Origin of the sequence: Pseudomonas sp. A2 (assembly GCF_023100865.1) — a bacterium.
GTDB lineage: Bacteria > Pseudomonadota > Gammaproteobacteria > Pseudomonadales > Pseudomonadaceae > Aquipseudomonas > Aquipseudomonas asiatica.
This window is the reverse complement of record NZ_CP039127.1, coordinates 5,429,329-5,444,113: the sequence shown is the minus strand read 5'-3', so window position 1 is coordinate 5,444,113 and position 14,785 is coordinate 5,429,329. Positions and strand designations below refer to the sequence as shown.

Sequence of the window (14,785 nt, the reverse complement as noted above, 5' to 3'; positions counted from 1 at the left end):
CATGAGCAGCACCCTGATCGTTCAACTGGACATGCGTACCTTGTGTCAGGAGGCCGATCTCACGGCTGACTGCGTGATCGAAATCGTCGAGCACGGCATTGTCGAACCTTCCGGGCGAACGCCGGAGGACTGGTTGTTCGACGATCAGGCGCCGTTGCTGGCCAAACGCGCGGCGAAGCTGCATCAGGAGCTGGAACTGGAGTGGGAAGGGGTGGCGCTGGCGCTGGAGCTGCTGCAGGAAGTGCGGCAACTGCGCAGCGAGAACAGCATGCTGAGGCAGCGGTTGGGCAGGTTTACCCAGATGTGAGGTTTGCAGGCCCGGCCTCTTCGCGGGTGAACCCGCTCCCACAGGGATCGCACGATTCCTGAGATGTGTGCAGTACCTGTGGGAGCGGGTTCACCCGCGAAGAGGCCAGTACAGGCGAAATCAAATTCAGCTTGGTTCTGCCCCCGGGTTCAGCACCAGCTGCATGAAGGTCAAGTCCAGCCACCGGCCAAACTTCACCCCCACCTGCGGCATCTGCCCGGTCACCACGAAGCCCAGCCGCTCGTGCAGGCGCACCGACGCTCCATTGCCGCTCTCGATGGCCGCCACCATCACATGCTTGCCACACTCGCGCGCACGCTCGACCAGCGCTGCCATCAGCACCGGCCCCAGCCCCTTGCCTCGCTGGTCGCCGCGGATATACACCGAATGCTCAACGGTAAGGCGAAAGCCCTCGAACGGCCGCCAGTCGCCAAACGACGCATAGCCCAGCACACCGCTCTCATCCACCGCCACCAGGATCGGGTAACCCTGCTGCGCACGTGCGGCAAACCAGGCCAGGCGGTTGGCCAGGTCCACCGGGGTTTCGTTCCAGATCGCCGTGGTGTTGCGCACCGCGTCGTTGTAGATGTCGAGGATGCCCGGCACGTCGGAAGGCAGGGCGTCGCGGATTTCATGACTCATGACAGCGTCTCGCAGGGTCGTTGCTTGCAGATTAAATGGTTACCAGCCCGCGCACACCTTCGGCCTGCATGTTTTCGCCGCGGCCCCGCTGGATGATCTCGCCACGGGCCATCACCAGGTACTGGTCGGCCAGCTCCTCGGCGAAGTCGTAGAACTGCTCCACCAGCAGGATTGCCATGTCGCCACGCTCGGCCAGGCGGCGGATGACTGCGCCTATCTCCTTGATCACCGAAGGCTGGATGCCCTCGGTGGGCTCGTCGAGGATTAGCAGCCGCGGGCGGCTGGCCAGGGCGCGGCCGATGGCCAGCTGTTGCTGCTGGCCGCCGGACAGGTCACCGCCACGGCGTTGCTTCATCTGTTCCAGCACGGGAAACAGTTCGTAGATGAAGGATGGTACTTCGCGCGCTTCACGGGCGGGAAAGCGCGACAGGCCCATCAGCAGGTTTTCCTCGACAGTGAGGCGGGGGAAGATCTCGCGGCCCTGGGGCACGTAGGCGATGCCGGCGTGGACCCGTTGCTGGGGCTTGAGGCTGGTGATCGGCTTGCCTTCCCATTCGATGCTGCCGTCGCGAGCGGGTACCAGCCCCATCAGGCAGCGCAGCAGGGTGGTCTTGCCCACGCCGTTGCGGCCCAGCAGGCAGGTGACTTCGCCAACCTTGGCCTCGAAGGACAGGCCCCGGAGGATGTGGCTGCCGCCGTAATACTGGTGCAGGGTGTCGATCTTGAGCATGTGTGTATTCCTGAAATTGTTGCTGTGCCTGTGCCGGCCCTTTCGCGGGTAAACCCGCTCCCACAAGGACCGCGCAGCTCTTCAGGCCTGTGTGGGAGCGGGTTTACCCGCGAAGAGGCCGGCACAGGTTTCAATGTCTAGCGGCCCAGATACACCTCGACCACCCGCTCATCCGCCTGCACCTGTTCCAGCGACCCTTCCGCCAGCACGCTGCCCTGGTGCAGCACGGTCACATGGTCGGCAATGCTGCCGACAAACCCCATGTCGTGCTCCACCACCATCAGCGAATGCTTGCCAGCCAGCCCCTTGAACAGCTCGGCGGTGAACTCGGTCTCGGCATCGGTCATGCCCGCTACCGGCTCGTCCAACAACAGCAGTTGCGGCTCCTGCACCAGCAGCATGCCGATCTCCAGGAACTGCTTCTGCCCATGCGACAGCAAGCCCGCCTGGCGCTGGGCCAGCGGCAGCAGGCGCAAGGTGCCCAAAACCTCCTCGATGCGCTGGCGCTGCTCCCCACCCAAGCGCGCTGCCAGGCTGGCCCATACCGACTTGTCGGTCTTCAGCGCCAGCTCCAGGTTTTCGAACACCGTCAGCGCCTCGAACACCGTGGGCTTCTGGAACTTGCGGCCTATGCCGGCCTGGGCGATCTGGTATTCGCTCATGCGGGTCAGGTCGAGGGTGTCGCCAAAATAGGCCGTACCGCTGTCGGGCCTGGTCTTGCCAGTGATCACATCCATCATCGTGGTCTTGCCGGCACCGTTGGGGCCGATGATGCAACGCAGCTCGCCCACGCCGATGTACAGGTTCAGCGCGTTCAGTGCCTTGAAGCCATCGAAGCTGACGCTGATGTCTTCCAGGCTCAGCACCGTACCGTGGCGGGTGTCGAGGCCGGTCTTGCGGCTTTGGCCCAGGCCGATGGCGTCGCGGCTGGCGCCGAGGTTGTCGAACACCGGTTCGAGCATGAATTCCGGGTGTACCGGGGGCACGCCTCTCATGGCTGGCTCCTTTTCTTCAACAGGCCGACCACGCCCTTGGGCAGGTACAGAGTGACGAGGATGAACAGCGCACCGAGGAAGAACAGCCAGAACTCCGGGAAGGCCACGGTGAACCAGCTTTTCATGCCATTGACCAGGCCGGCGCCGAGCAGCGGGCCGATCAAGGTGCCGCGCCCGCCCAGGGCCACCCACACGGCGGCTTCGATGGAGTTGGTCGGCGACATCTCGCTGGGGTTGATGATGCCTACCTGCGGTACGTACAGCGCACCGGCCAGGCCGCACAGTACGGCGCTGAGCACCCACACCAGCAACTTGAAACCACGCGGGTCGTAGCCACAGAACATCAGCCGGTTTTCGGCGTCGCGCACGGCGGTGAGCAGGCGGCCGAACTTGCTGCGGGTCAGGCGCCAGCACAGGTACAGGCTGGCCAGCAGCAGGCCGACGGTGAGCAGGAACAGCACCGCGCGGGTGCCTTGGGCGGCGATGTCGAAGCCAAGGATGGTGCGGAAGCTGGTAAAGCCGTTGTTGCCGCCAAAGCCGGTTTCGTTGCGGAAGAACAGCAACATGCCGGCGAAGGTCAGCGCCTGGGTCATGATCGAGAAGTACACGCCCTTGATCCGCGAGCGAAAGGCGAACCAGCCGAACACCAGCGCCAGCAGCCCGGGCGCCAGCACCACCAGGCACAGGGCCCAGGCGAAATGCTGGGTGCCAGCCCAGTACCACGGCAGCTCGCTCCACGACAGGAAGGTCATGAACCCTGGCAGGCCGTCACCGGCGGCCTGGCGCATCAGGTACATGCCCATGGCGTAGCCACCGAGGGCGAAGAACAGCCCGTGGCCCAGCGACAGCAGCCCGGCGTAGCCCCAGACCAGGTCCAGGGCCAGGGCGACGATGGCGTAGCAGAGGATCTTGCCGACCAGGGTCAGGGTGTAGGCCGACACCTGCAGGGCATGGTCCGCCGGCAGCAGCGACAGCAGCGGCAGGGCCACAAGCAACAGGACGACGACGGCGCCGATGGCCAGGGTCAGGCGTGGCCCGGCCTTTTGCGTAGCGGTGACAAGCAGTGGCTGGTTCATCAGTCGATTACCCGTCCCTTGAGGGCGAACAGGCCTTGCGGGCGCTTCTGGATGAACAGAATGATCAACGCAAGGATGAGGATCTTGCCGAGCACGGCGCCGATCTGCGGCTCCAGCAGCTTGTTGGCGATGCCAAGGCCGAAGGCTGCCCACAGGCTGCCGGCCAATTGGCCGACGCCGCCGAGCACCACCACCAGGAACGAGTCGATGATGTAGCTCTGGCCCAGGTCCGGGCCGACGTTGCCGACCTGGCTCAGGGCCACGCCGCCTAGCCCGGCGATGCCCGAGCCGAGGCCGAAGGCGAGCATGTCGACGCGCCCGGTGGACACGCCGCAGCAGGCGGCCATGTTGCGGTTCTGGGTGACCGCGCGCACGTTCAGGCCCAGCCGCGTGCGGTTGAGCAGCAGCCAGGTGAGCAGTACCACGGCCAGGGCGAAGCCGATGATCACCAGGCGGTTGTACGGCAGTACCAGATTGGGCAGCAGCTGGATGCCACCCGACAGCCAGGCCGGGTTGCTGACTTCGACGTTCTGCGCGCCGAACAGCAGGCGGATGGTCTGGATCAGGATCAGGCTGATGCCCCAGGTCGCCAGCAGGGTTTCCAGAGGGCGGCCATACAGGTGGCGGATTACCGTGCGCTCCAGCGCCATGCCGACGCCGGCACTGACGGTGAAGGCCACCGGCAGGGCGATCAGTGGGTAGAACTCGATGGCGCCAGGGGCGTAGCGCTGCAGCAGTACCTGGACCATGTAGGTGCTGTAGGCGCCGAGCATCAGCATTTCGCCGTGGGCCATGTTGATCACCCCGAGCAGGCCGAAGGTGATGGCCAGGCCAAGGGCTGCCAGCAGCAGGATCGAGCCCAGCGACAGGCCGCTGAAGGCCTGGCCGAGCAGTTCGCCGGCCAGCAGCTTGCGCTGCACCTGGGCCAGGCTGGTTTCGGCGGCGGTGCGCACGCCCGGGTCGGTTTCCGCGTTGGGTTGCAGCAAGGCTTCGAGGCGGGTGCGGGCCAGCGGGTCACCGGTTTCGCCGAGCAGGCGAACGGCGGCCAAACGTACTGCCGGCTCGCTGGCACCTAGTTGCAGGTTGGCCAGGGCAAGGCCGAGGGCGGCGTGCACGGCGGCATCCGGTTCGCTGGCGAAGCGCCGGTCGAGGAAAGCCATTTGCGCCGGTTGCGCGCTTTTCTGTAGTTGTTGGGCAGCGGCCAGGCGGATGTCGCTGTTGTCGCTGAGCAACTGGTGGCTAGCCAAGGCATTGTCGATCAGGCCACGCAGGCGGTTGTTCAGGCGCACCTTGCGCGTGTCGTCGGCGGCGATGCGGCCCTGGCGCAGGTTGTCCAGCAGCGCCAGGCGCGCGGTATCGGGTTGTGCGGCCCAGCCTTCGAGCAGGCGGGCTTGCTCGGCGGGCTTGGCAGCGAGGAAGAATTCGCCCTCGCTGGCCTGGGTTGCCAAGGGCATCAGCAGGAGAAGAGTTAGCAGGAGTCTAAGCATGCGAGCAATCCTGGAATACAGCGGTGGATTCTTCGCGGGTAAACCCGCTCCCACAGGGACCGCACAGGTTTCGAACCTTGCACCGAACCTGTGGGAGCGGGTTCACCCGCGAATGGGCCGCAAGGCGGCCCTAACGGCTCTCAGTTACCTTTCACGGCGTAATCAGGGCGCTTGTCGTTGCCGGGAATGAACGGGCTCCATGGCTGCGCCCGCAGCGGTTGCTCGGTCTCCCACACCACGCTGAACTGCCCGTCATCCTGGATCTCGCCGATCATCACCGGCTTGTGCAGGTGGTGGTTGGTCTTGTCCATGGTCAGGGTGAAGCCGGACGGCGCCTCGAAACTTTGCCCGGCCAGTGCCTCGCGCACCTTGTCGACATCGGTGGACTTAGCTTTTTCCACTGCCTGCGCCCACATGTGGATGCCCACGTAGGTGGCCTCCATCGGGTCGTTGGTCACCGCCTTGTCGGCGCCTGGCAGGCCCTTGGCCTTGGCGTAGGCCTTCCAGTCGGCGACGAACTTCTGGTTGACCGGGTTATCCACAGACTCGAAGTAGTTCCACGCCGCCAGATGGCCCACCAGAGGCTTGGTGTCGATGCCGCGCAGTTCTTCCTCGCCCACCGAGAAAGCCACCACTGGCACATCGGTGGCCTTCAGGCCCTGGTTGGCCAGCTCCTTGTAGAACGGCACATTGGAATCGCCGTTGACGGTGGAAATGACGGCTGTCTTGCCGCCAGCAGAGAACTTCTTGATGTTGGCGACGATGGTCTGGTAATCGCTGTGGCCGAACGGGGTGTACACCTCTTCGATGTCCTTGTCGGCCACGCCCTTGCTATGCAGGAAGGCGCGCAGGATCTTGTTGGTGGTGCGCGGGTAGACGTAGTCGGTGCCCAGCAGGAAGAAGCGCTTGGCGCTGCCGCCGTCCTCGCTCATCAGGTACTCCACGGCCGGGATCGCCTGCTGGTTGGGCGCGGCGCCGGTGTAGAACACGTTTGGCGACATCTCTTCACCTTCGTACTGCACCGGGTAGAACAGAAGGCCGTTCAGTTCCTCGAACACTGGCAATACCGACTTGCGCGATACCGAGGTCCAGCAGCCGAACACCACTGCCACCTTGTCCTGGGTCAGTAGCTGGCGGCTCTTTTCGGCGAACAGCGGCCAGTTGGAGGCCGGGTCGACCACCACCGGCTCGAGCAGCTTGCCGTTCACGCCGCCCTTGGCGTTGATCTGCTCGATGGTCATCAGCGCCATGTCCTTGAGCGAAGTCTCGGAAATGGCCATGGTCCCCGACAGCGAATGCAGGATGCCGACCTTGATGGTTTCGGCGGCCTGGATGCTCCAGCTCAGGCCCATTGCGGCAATCGATGCGCTAAGGGTGAAGGCCTTGATCAGACTGCGTCGCTTCATGTGCTCTCTCCGCTGAGTTTTTATGTGTTGGGCAAGCGGGGAGGGGTGTTGCAAGGGGTGTGCCTAACGGCGGAAGGTGCGCAATAGAGGGGTTGTGCGAGGTGTTGGGGCGTTGGTTGGATCCAGGTTGGTGCCTGATGGATTTGTGTGCACAGGATTGGGGCCGTTGTGCGGCCCATCGCCGGCAAGCCAGCTCCCACCTCGACCGCATCGGCCTTGAGCCATGCGCTGTCCCTGTGGGAGATTGCCCAGCCCTTTGGGCTGCGCTGTCGCGCAGAGAACCAATATCGCTCGTCTGACGCGTCCTTTGTAGGAGCAGCCTTGTGCTGCGAAGAGGCCGGTACAGCCAATAGACAGGCTTTGTCAGCCCCGGCCTCTTCGCAGCACAAGGCTGCTCCTACAGGACCTCGCCGAACCAATGAGTCATGTGTTGTTCTATGAGAGCTGGCTTGCCGGCGAAAGGGCTGCAGAGCAACCCCCAGGGTCATCAGCCGTTACGCACTGCCGTGCGCGGATGGCGCTTGCTGCGCACCCCCTGATAGGTCACCGCCAGCAGCACAAACCAGATCGGCGTCACCAGCAACGCCGCACGGGTATCGTCCTCCAGGCTCAGCAACACCAGGATGAAGGCAAAGAACACCAGGCACACGTAGCACATGAAGCGCCCGCCTGGCATCTTGTACTCCGAGGCCTGGTGCAGTGCCGCGCGGTGTTTGCGGTACTTCAGGTACGACAGCAGGATCAGTGTCCAGACGAACATGAACAGCACCGCCGAAACGGTGGTGACCAGGGTGAATGCCTCGACCACGTTCGGCACCAGGTAGATCAGCACTGCGCCCAGCAGCAGGCAGGTGCAGGAGAAGTACAAGCCGTTGGCAGGTACCGAGCGGCTCGACAGTTTCTCGAATGCCTTGGGTGCGTCACCCTCCTGGCTCAGGCCGTAGAGCATGCGGCTGGTGGAGAAAACGCCGCTGTTGGCAGAGGAGGCCGCCGAGGTCAGCACCACGAAGTTGATGATGCTCGCCGCCGCCGGCAGGCCGGCCAGCACGAACAACTCCACGAACGGGCTCTTGCCCGGCACCACGTCGCGCCATGGGGTCACGGCCATGATCGCGATCAGCGCCAGCACATAGAACACGATGATGCGTACCGGGATCGAGTTGATCGCCCGCGGCAGGGTGCGCTCCGGGTTCTTCGCTTCGGCGGCGGTTGTACCCACCAACTCGATGCCGACGAAAGCGAACACGGCGATCTGGAAGCCGGCGAAGAAGCCCATCAGGCCATTGGGGAACATGCCGCCGTCATTCCACAGGTTGGCCAGTTGCGCGGTGCGCCCGCTGGGCGAGGTGAAGCCGGTGATGACCATGTACAGGCCGGTGGCGACCAGGCCGATGATGGCGACAATCTTGATCAGGGCGAACCAGAACTCCATTTCACCGAACATCTTCACCGTCACCAGGTTCAGCGACAGCAGCAGCCCTACGCAGGTCAGCGCCGGTATCCACTGCGGCAGTTCGGGGAACCAGAACTGCGTATAGGCCGCGATCGCGACCACGTCGGCGATGCCGGTGACCACCCAGCAGAACCAGTAGGTCCAGCCGGTGAAGTAGCCTGCCCAGGGGCCGAGCAGGTCGGCGGAAAAATCGATGAACGACTTGTAGTTGAGGTTCGACAGCAGCAGTTCGCCCATGGCGCGCATGACGAAGAACAGCATGAAGCCGATGATCATGTAGACGAAGATGATCGACGGCCCGGCCAGGCTGATGGTCTTGCCCGAGCCCATGAACAGGCCGGTACCGATTGCGCCGCCAATGGCGATCAGCTGGATGTGGCGGTTGGTCAGGTTGCGCTGCAGATGCTGTTCATCTGGCGCTGTGGGTGAGGTTTGCGTCATAGGCTGCATTCCGTTGGACGGTCGGTCGTCTTGTCAGAGGTAGCCGGCTAGGCTAACACGCGCGTTCCAGTTCGGGGCGCGACAGATCGACTCGACTTTTGGGTAGCAGTCTCATGCCTGTGCCGGCCTCTTCGCGGGTGAACCCGCTCCTACAGGGACCGCGCTGCCCTCAGGCCTGGCGCAGAACCTGTGGGAGCGGCTTTACCCGCGAAAGGGCCGGCACAGACAAAGCAAGGCTCAAGCGCTGGCCAGCACCCGGCCGCGCCTGACCACCAGGCTATCCACCAGCCACATCACCACCATCGACACCCCCACCAGCGGGAACATCAACCCCAGCACCAGCATCACCCCCACCGCCGCCTTCCAGCGCGGCAGGTCATGGCGCAGCGGCGGCACGCCCAGCCCGCCGGCCGGCCTGCGCTTCCACCACATCACCAGCCCGCTCACCGAGCCCAGCAGGATCATCAGGCACACCAGCAGGATGATGATCTGGTTGAACGCCCCGAACATCTTGCCTTCATGCAGCATCACACCCAGTTCGGTAGCGCGCGCCACCGGGCTGTAGTCCTGCCAGCGCACATCGGCCAGCACCTTGCCGGTGTACTGTTCCACATGCAGGGTGGCGTCGTTGCGTGGGTCGTCGGCGAACACCGCAATGGTGAACACGCCATCGGCCGTGGTCGGCGCGGTAATGCTGTAACCCGGCTCGACCTGGCGCGCGGTTGCGATGTCTTCGACTTGCTGCAGGCTTACCTGTGGCGCTGCGGGCGCGCTCGACGTCATGTGATGCCCGGCATGTTCGGCGTGTGCACCGGACTGTGGCATCGGCGTGTTTTCCATCGCCCACGGCACGGTCTGGCGGTGTGCGCTGTTGAGTTCACCCGCCTGCTGGTCCGATTTGGGCACGTCGTTCCACATGGCCGCCGGAAAGCGGTTCCACAAGTCGGCGTACTGCTTGCCCCACAGGCCGGTCCAGGTCATGCCGCTGAGCAGCATCAGCAGCAACAAGGCCGAGCCCCAGAAGCCGGTTACCGCATGCAGGTCGCGCCAGAACAGTCGGCCGCGTGCCGAGAGCCGTGGCCACAGCACGCCAGCGCCATTGCGCCCGCGTGGCCACCACAAGTACAGGCCCGACACCACCAGCACGATGCCCCAGCCCGCGGCCAGTTCTACCAGGCGGTCACCGACCGTGCCGACCATCAGTTCGCCATGCAGGGCGCGGGCGATGGCCTGCAGGTTCTGCTTGCCATCCTGTTCGCCGAGGACTTTGCCGCTGTAGGGGTCGACGAACACGTTCAGTTCGCGCCCGGCGTCATGCACCACGAATTGTGCGCTGCGTTCGGCGTCCAGCGGCGGCAGGTACTGGCCAACGTGGCCTTCGGGGTAGGCCTTGCGCACTTCGGCCAGCATCGTGTCCGCGCCCTGTCGGTGGTGGCCGGCTTCGACCACCATCAGCTCGCGGTACAGCAGCGGGTCGAGCTGCGGTTTGAACAGGTAGATGATCCCGGTGATTGCCAGCAGGATCATGAACGGGGCCACGAACAGCCCCGCATAGAAGTGCCAACGCCAGGCCAGGTTGTAGAAGTTGACGCGTGTTCCTCTCATGGGAACCTCCTGTTTGACCAGCAGATGGGCGCGACCTGCGCCGCGCCCGTTGTTGTTGTCAGAAGCTGAAGTCGACCTTGGTCCAGAAGGTCCTGCCTGGCTCGTTGACCGGCTGTGGATCGCTAGCCGGGTAGCCGAACCCGGCGTTCCCGGCCAGGTTCAAGTGCTCGGCGTAGGTCTTGTCGAACAGGTTGTCGACCCCCGCGCTGAGCTTGAGGTGGTTGCTTACCTTGTAGGCGCCATTGAGCGAGAACACGCCGAAGCCGGCGCTGTTGTCGTAGTCCTTGCCGACCACGTTGCCCTGGTTCTCGGCGATGCGGTTCTGCGCCGCCACCAGCCGCCACAGTGCGCCGACGCTCCATGCATCGCGGCTGTAGGTCAGGCCCAGGCGGCTTTCCAGAGGCGGCATTTGCGGCAGTGCTGTGCCGTCACTGCTGTTCTTGCCCCAGGCGTAGGCCAGCGTGGCGTCGGCCTTCCAGTTTTCCGTCAGCTGGTAGGCCGCGCCCAGTTCGCCGCCCATGATGCGGGCGTCGATGTTGCGAGCCTGGGAGCTCATTCCCTGGTAGTCGAACAGGATGTAGTCGCGGATCTGCCCGATGTAGCCAGACGCCCAGGCTTCCATGCGCTCGTCGCGGTACTGGACACCGAAGTCGAGCTGGGTGGTCTTCTCTGGTTTGATACCGTCGAAAGCATTGGCCGCACCGGGTGGTGCCAGCTTGGGCGAGAACAGCTCCCAGTAGTCGGGGAAACGCTGGGCATGACCAAGGCCGATGTACGTGGTGGCCGGGATGGCTGCCAGGTCGTGCTCGTAGCGGACGAAACCGCTGGGCAGGGTATCGGCGCGGGTGTCGCCGTTGGTGGCGCTGGTTGCGCGGAAGTCGCGGGCCGAGGCGCGGTCCAGGCGGGCACCGGTAATCATGCGGTCCTCACCGCTGACGTACCAGGTCAGCTCGCCGAAGGCACCGTAGTTGTGGAAGTCGGCGTCCTTGGTCCAGGCCTGGCCCTTGTGCGCGTCCACACCCATGCCGCCGCGTTTGCGATGTTCGTTGGTCTGCGCGTCGATGCCGCCGATCAGTTGCACATCGGCCCAGCGCCAGGTGGCCTTGATGCGCGCGCCCATGGTGCGGCGGTCGACGTTGCTGACCATCGGCATGCCCATCATGCCGCTGCCCGAAGGCGTGCGCAGGCTGTAGTTGTCCATCACGTGGTCGGCGTAGTTGTAGTAGACCTGCGCCTCGACCTTGTCGAGCACCTCGCCGAGGTTGGACTTTTCAAACCGCAGGCCCAGGCTTTCGCGCTTGAACTGCGAGCCGTCCATGCCGCGCCCGGCATAGCGGGCCTCGCCATCGCCCTTGCCGGCGGTGAGTTCCAGCAAGGTGTCCTGGTCGGGCGTCCAGCCGAGGGCGACATCGCCGTTCCATTTGTCCCAGCGTGACGGCACGGTGTTGTCGCTGCCGTCATGGTAGTCGTCCGAGCGCGACTGGTTGCCGACGAAACGGGCGTAGCCCAGGTTGTTGCCGGCGGCGGCGTCCAGCACCTTGTCGAATCGGCCGTTGGAACCGGCCAGCAGGCTGGCGTTGACCCGGCTGCCGAGGGTGCCGAACTTCTCCGGCTCGCGCTCGAAGAGGATGGTGCCCGCCGAGCCGCCCGGGCCCCAGATCACGCTTTGCGGGCCTTTGATCACGGTCAGGCGGTCGTAGGTTTCCGGCGAAATGTACGACGTAGGGGCATCCATGCGGTTGGGGCAGGCGCCCAGCATCAGGCCGCCATTGGTGAGGATGTTCAGGCGCGAGCCGAACATGCCGCGCAGTACAGGGTCGCCGTTGGTGCCGCCGGCGCGGATGGCCGAGAAGCCGGGGATGGTCTTCAGGTAGTCGGCGCCATCGCTGGCCGGCACCGGCTGGCGCGGGTCTTTCGGGTTGGTGACCACGGTCAGCGGCGAGCTCGGGGCCACGGCGGTGATCACCGTCGGGCTCAGCTCGGGGGCGTCGTGTGCATGGCCTTCATGGCCTGGGTCGGTGGCCAGGGCCACGGGCGCGAGCAGCGAGCCGCACACGGCGGCGATGGTCCCACGCAGGGACAAGGCAAAAACAGGGGTGCAGCCGGACATAATGATTCCAGTCGATCAGTCATGGGTCAGCGCGAAGCCTCCTGGCTCCGTGCGCAAAAAATGTGGGTTCAGACGTTGATCGAGGAAGGTGGGGCGCGGCTGCGCGCGCCGGGGAATACAGCCTGCCGGGCATGGCCCTGGCGCGTGGGTGCGAACAGGTGGGTGGTGGGTACGACGCTGCTGGCACTGAGCGGGCTGAGGGCCTGGGGCAGGGCCGGGCAGTTGAACAACAGGCTGCAGTAACCGCACTTTTCCCACATCACATGCAGCTGGCCATCGCCAGTCTGGCCGTGATGGGCGTCGCCGCCATGCTGATGGGCGGTGGCCATCGGCATGTCCATCGGCATGCTCATGCCGGCGTGGTGGTCCATCGGCATCGACTGGGAAATCAGCGGGCCGATGAAGATCATCCACATGGCGAACAGGCTCAGCCATCCGCCACCGGCGCGCCTGCGGTCAGGGCGGGTGGTACGGCTGATGCTGTTGCGCGGCAGGCTCATGACGAGTGCCTTTCAGCGGGTGATCAGTGCGCGTGTTCGTGGGCTTGCGGCTGGTCCGTCGGCGCCTGCTTCTGCACGGCCACATCGACGGTGATATCGCCGGCCTTTTCGAAGTGCAGGGTCAACGGGAAGCGCTTGCCGTCGCTGAGCAGGCTGCGGTCCTTGGGCTGCATCAGCATCACATGGTAGGCGCTGGGGGCGAAGGTCAGGTCCTTGCCGGCGGGCACCACCACGCTGGGTACCTGCTGCATCTTCATGGCACCGCTGGCGCTCATGGCATGCTCGTGCAGTTGTGCGTCATCGCTGATGGGGCTGTCGACACCGAGCAGGCGGTCGTCGGCCTGGCCATTGTTGTGCACCACGAAATACGCCGCGACGTTGGGGGCGTTGGGGGGCAGCTGCAGTGACCAGGGGTGGGCGATGTGCAGGTCACCCACGCTGTATTCATGGGCATTGGCAAAGGCGCCGGGCAGCAACAGGGCGGCCATGACGAGGGCGTGCTTGAGCATGGTGAATCTCCGTTTCTGTTCAGGTTCAGGCAGACAGCGTGATGAACTCAGGCCAGCGGAGAGGCACGGGGGTTGAGCGCCGGCCAGAGTTGGCGCGGCGTGGCGTGGTAGTCGGCGGGTGGCGGCAGCAGGCCGGCCAGCAGTATCGGCGGGTTGTGCAGCTGCGGCGGGTAGCCGGGCAAGGCCAGCAGTGGCGCGGCACCGGAGCAGCACCAGCAATTCATCATGCTGGCGCTGTCGTCGCTTTGCGGGCCGAGGTCGATCTTGGCCAGGGCCTGGACGTCGACCTTGGCCTTGTTGGCCATGCTGGAACAGAAGGCCCCCCACAGCAGCTGCTCGGCCGGGCCCTTGGGCGCGGCGGAAGACAGCGGCATGGCCAGCAGGTTGAACAGCACTGCAAGGCAGGCTATCCAGGCGATGTGCCGACGTGGGGGCATGGAGAGATCCGGTCAGGAATCGTGGTGGGTATTGTAAGGCGGAGTATAGGTAAAAATGGCGGGGTGCGGTGAAGTGACGCAGGCCGGGCCCTTCGAGGGGCAGCTTTGCAGCCCAATCGCCGGCAAGCCAGCTCCCACGGGGACCGCACAGATTTCAGGACCTGTGGTAAACCTGTGGGAGCTGGCTTGCCGGCGATGAAGATCAAAGTACCCTCAAGCCTTGTTGCGGCCCATCAACCCTCGCACGGTCTCCTGCAGGTCCGCCGGCAGCACCACCACCTTGGCATTGCTGCTGCCCGCCAGGTTCTCCATGGCCCCCACATAGCGCTCGCCCAACAGGTACATCGCCGGCACGGTCTCGTTGCCGACCGCGTCCTTGACCAGCGAAATCGCCCGTGCCGAGGCCTCGGCCAGGCTGATCTGCGCTTCGGCATCCAGCCTGGCAGCCTGCAAGCGTGCTTCTGCTTCCAGGATCGCCGCCTGCTTGGCCCCTTCGGCACGGGTCACATCGGCCTTTCGTTCACGCTCTGCTGCAGCCTGGCGCTCCATGGCCAGTTGCATGTTCTCCGAGGGTTTGATGTCCTGGATTTCCACCGAGCGTACGGTCACGCCCCAGTCTTCGGTCTGCTCGGACATCGCCTCGCGCAGGCGCGCCTTGATCTGCTCGCGGCTGGACAGCGCTTCGTCAAGGTCCATGGCGCCGACGATGGCGCGCAGCGAGGTCATGGTCAGGCTGGTGACGGCGAACGAGAAGTCCTGCACACCGTAGGAGGCTTTCTGCGGGTCGACCACCTTGGCGAAGCACAGGGCGTTGGCCACGATCACCGCGTTGTCCCTGGTGATGATTTCCTGCTGCTGTACATCGAGGATGATGTCCTTGGTCGGCAGGCGGTAGGCGACCACATCCATGTACGGGATGACGATGTTCAGGCCGGGCTTGAGCGTGCTGTGGTAGCGGCCCAGGCGCTCGACGATCCATTCCTCGCCCTGGGGCACGATGCGTACCCCCTTGAACACGGTGATCAGGACGAACAGGGCAATGGCGGCGACGACGATGAGGCTGGTCATGGTGCGAAATTCCTTTTAG

At 64.7% G+C, this 14,785-nt stretch carries 14 protein-coding genes; 1 reads left to right on the top strand and 13 read right to left on the bottom strand.

What is annotated here, in order from left to right; translation table 11 throughout:
- Position 1 precedes the first annotated feature (1 nt).
- Positions 2–307 (top strand): chaperone modulator CbpM, encoded by a 306-nt coding sequence (locus E5221_RS25200; protein ID WP_015271974.1) that lies wholly within the window; start codon positions 2–4, stop codon positions 305–307.
- Between the two features lie 126 nt (positions 308–433).
- On the opposite strand, the gene E5221_RS25195 is transcribed toward E5221_RS25200, so the two are convergent.
- The 13 genes from E5221_RS25195 to E5221_RS25135 form a co-directional block, all read right to left on the bottom strand.
- On the bottom strand, positions 434–949 hold the full coding sequence (locus E5221_RS25195; RefSeq protein WP_247846608.1) for a GNAT family N-acetyltransferase: 516 nt from the start codon (positions 947–949) through the stop codon (positions 434–436).
- Between the two features lie 31 nt (positions 950–980).
- Positions 981–1,679, bottom strand: a complete 699-nt coding sequence (urtE, locus tag E5221_RS25190; protein WP_023660838.1) for an urea ABC transporter ATP-binding subunit UrtE — start codon at positions 1,677–1,679, stop codon at positions 981–983.
- 137 nt (positions 1,680–1,816) lie between these two features.
- On the bottom strand, positions 1,817–2,674 hold the full coding sequence (gene urtD / locus E5221_RS25185) for an urea ABC transporter ATP-binding protein UrtD (RefSeq protein WP_023660839.1): 858 nt from the start codon (positions 2,672–2,674) through the stop codon (positions 1,817–1,819).
- Positions 2,671–3,750, bottom strand: coding sequence for an urea ABC transporter permease subunit UrtC (gene urtC / locus E5221_RS25180; RefSeq protein ID WP_025340800.1), 1,080 nt, complete (start codon positions 3,748–3,750; stop codon positions 2,671–2,673). The genes urtD and urtC overlap by 4 nt, the downstream gene beginning before the upstream one ends.
- Positions 3,750–5,204 carry an urea ABC transporter permease subunit UrtB gene (urtB, locus tag E5221_RS25175; protein WP_247847766.1) on the bottom strand — a complete coding sequence of 485 codons (1,455 nt, stop codon included), beginning with the start codon at positions 5,202–5,204 and terminating at the stop codon, positions 3,750–3,752. Before urtB ends, urtC begins: the two co-directional genes overlap by 1 nt.
- A 173-nt stretch (positions 5,205–5,377) precedes the next feature.
- Positions 5,378–6,643, bottom strand: a complete 1,266-nt coding sequence (urtA, locus tag E5221_RS25170; protein WP_013974390.1) for an urea ABC transporter substrate-binding protein — start codon at positions 6,641–6,643, stop codon at positions 5,378–5,380.
- A 487-nt stretch (positions 6,644–7,130) separates the two neighbouring features.
- The gene (gene cycA / locus E5221_RS25165) at positions 7,131–8,537 is read right to left on the bottom strand and encodes a D-serine/D-alanine/glycine transporter (RefSeq protein ID WP_247846607.1); all 1,407 of its coding nucleotides are present in this window, start codon (positions 8,535–8,537) and stop codon (positions 7,131–7,133) included.
- Positions 8,538–8,774: 237 nt separating this feature from the next.
- Positions 8,775–10,142, bottom strand: a complete 1,368-nt coding sequence (locus E5221_RS25160; protein WP_247846606.1) for a PepSY domain-containing protein — start codon at positions 10,140–10,142, stop codon at positions 8,775–8,777.
- 58 nt (positions 10,143–10,200) lie between these two features.
- Positions 10,201–12,252 (bottom strand): TonB-dependent copper receptor, encoded by a 2,052-nt coding sequence (locus E5221_RS25155; RefSeq protein WP_123084734.1) that lies wholly within the window; start codon positions 12,250–12,252, stop codon positions 10,201–10,203.
- Positions 12,253–12,320: 68 nt separating this feature from the next.
- Entirely contained in the window at positions 12,321–12,752 is a 432-nt protein-coding gene (locus tag E5221_RS25150; RefSeq protein ID WP_061550627.1) for a DUF2946 domain-containing protein, read from the bottom strand.
- Positions 12,753–12,775: 23 nt separating this feature from the next.
- Positions 12,776–13,261, bottom strand: coding sequence for a copper chaperone PCu(A)C (locus E5221_RS25145; protein WP_003257539.1), 486 nt, complete (start codon positions 13,259–13,261; stop codon positions 12,776–12,778).
- A gap of 47 nt (positions 13,262–13,308) precedes the next feature.
- The gene (locus E5221_RS25140; protein WP_024087799.1) at positions 13,309–13,698 is read right to left on the bottom strand and encodes a DUF2946 domain-containing protein; all 390 of its coding nucleotides are present in this window, start codon (positions 13,696–13,698) and stop codon (positions 13,309–13,311) included.
- A gap of 213 nt (positions 13,699–13,911) precedes the next feature.
- Positions 13,912–14,766, bottom strand: a complete 855-nt coding sequence (locus E5221_RS25135) for an SPFH domain-containing protein (protein WP_085720933.1) — start codon at positions 14,764–14,766, stop codon at positions 13,912–13,914.
- Positions 14,767–14,785 lie beyond the last annotated feature (19 nt).

Bases quoted from the DNA above. Each gene is read 5' to 3' on its own strand.
- urtC (WP_025340800.1), bottom strand. From the start codon at position 3,750: ATGAACCAGCCACTGCTTGTCACCGCTACGCAAAAGGCCGGGCCACGC.
- urtE (WP_023660838.1), bottom strand. From the start codon at position 1,679: ATGCTCAAGATCGACACCCTGCACCAGTATTACGGCGGCAGCCACATC.
- E5221_RS25145 (WP_003257539.1), bottom strand. From the start codon at position 13,261: ATGCTCAAGCACGCCCTCGTCATGGCCGCCCTGTTGCTGCCCGGCGCC.
- E5221_RS25150 (WP_061550627.1), bottom strand. From the start codon at position 12,752: ATGAGCCTGCCGCGCAACAGCATCAGCCGTACCACCCGCCCTGACCGC.
- E5221_RS25155 (WP_123084734.1), bottom strand. From the start codon at position 12,252: ATGTCCGGCTGCACCCCTGTTTTTGCCTTGTCCCTGCGTGGGACCATC.
- urtB (WP_247847766.1), bottom strand. From the start codon at position 5,204: ATGCCCTTGGCAACCCAGGCCAGCGAGGGCGAATTCTTCCTCGCTGCC.
- urtA (WP_013974390.1), bottom strand. From the start codon at position 6,643: ATGAAGCGACGCAGTCTGATCAAGGCCTTCACCCTTAGCGCATCGATT.
- E5221_RS25160 (WP_247846606.1), bottom strand. From the start codon at position 10,142: ATGAGAGGAACACGCGTCAACTTCTACAACCTGGCCTGGCGTTGGCAC.
- cycA (WP_247846607.1), bottom strand. From the start codon at position 8,537: ATGACGCAAACCTCACCCACAGCGCCAGATGAACAGCATCTGCAGCGC.
- E5221_RS25200 (WP_015271974.1), top strand. From the start codon at position 2: ATGAGCAGCACCCTGATCGTTCAACTGGACATGCGTACCTTGTGTCAG.
- urtD (WP_023660839.1), bottom strand. From the start codon at position 2,674: ATGAGAGGCGTGCCCCCGGTACACCCGGAATTCATGCTCGAACCGGTG.
- E5221_RS25195 (WP_247846608.1), bottom strand. From the start codon at position 949: ATGAGTCATGAAATCCGCGACGCCCTGCCTTCCGACGTGCCGGGCATC.
- E5221_RS25135 (WP_085720933.1), bottom strand. From the start codon at position 14,766: ATGACCAGCCTCATCGTCGTCGCCGCCATTGCCCTGTTCGTCCTGATC.
- E5221_RS25140 (WP_024087799.1), bottom strand. From the start codon at position 13,698: ATGCCCCCACGTCGGCACATCGCCTGGATAGCCTGCCTTGCAGTGCTG.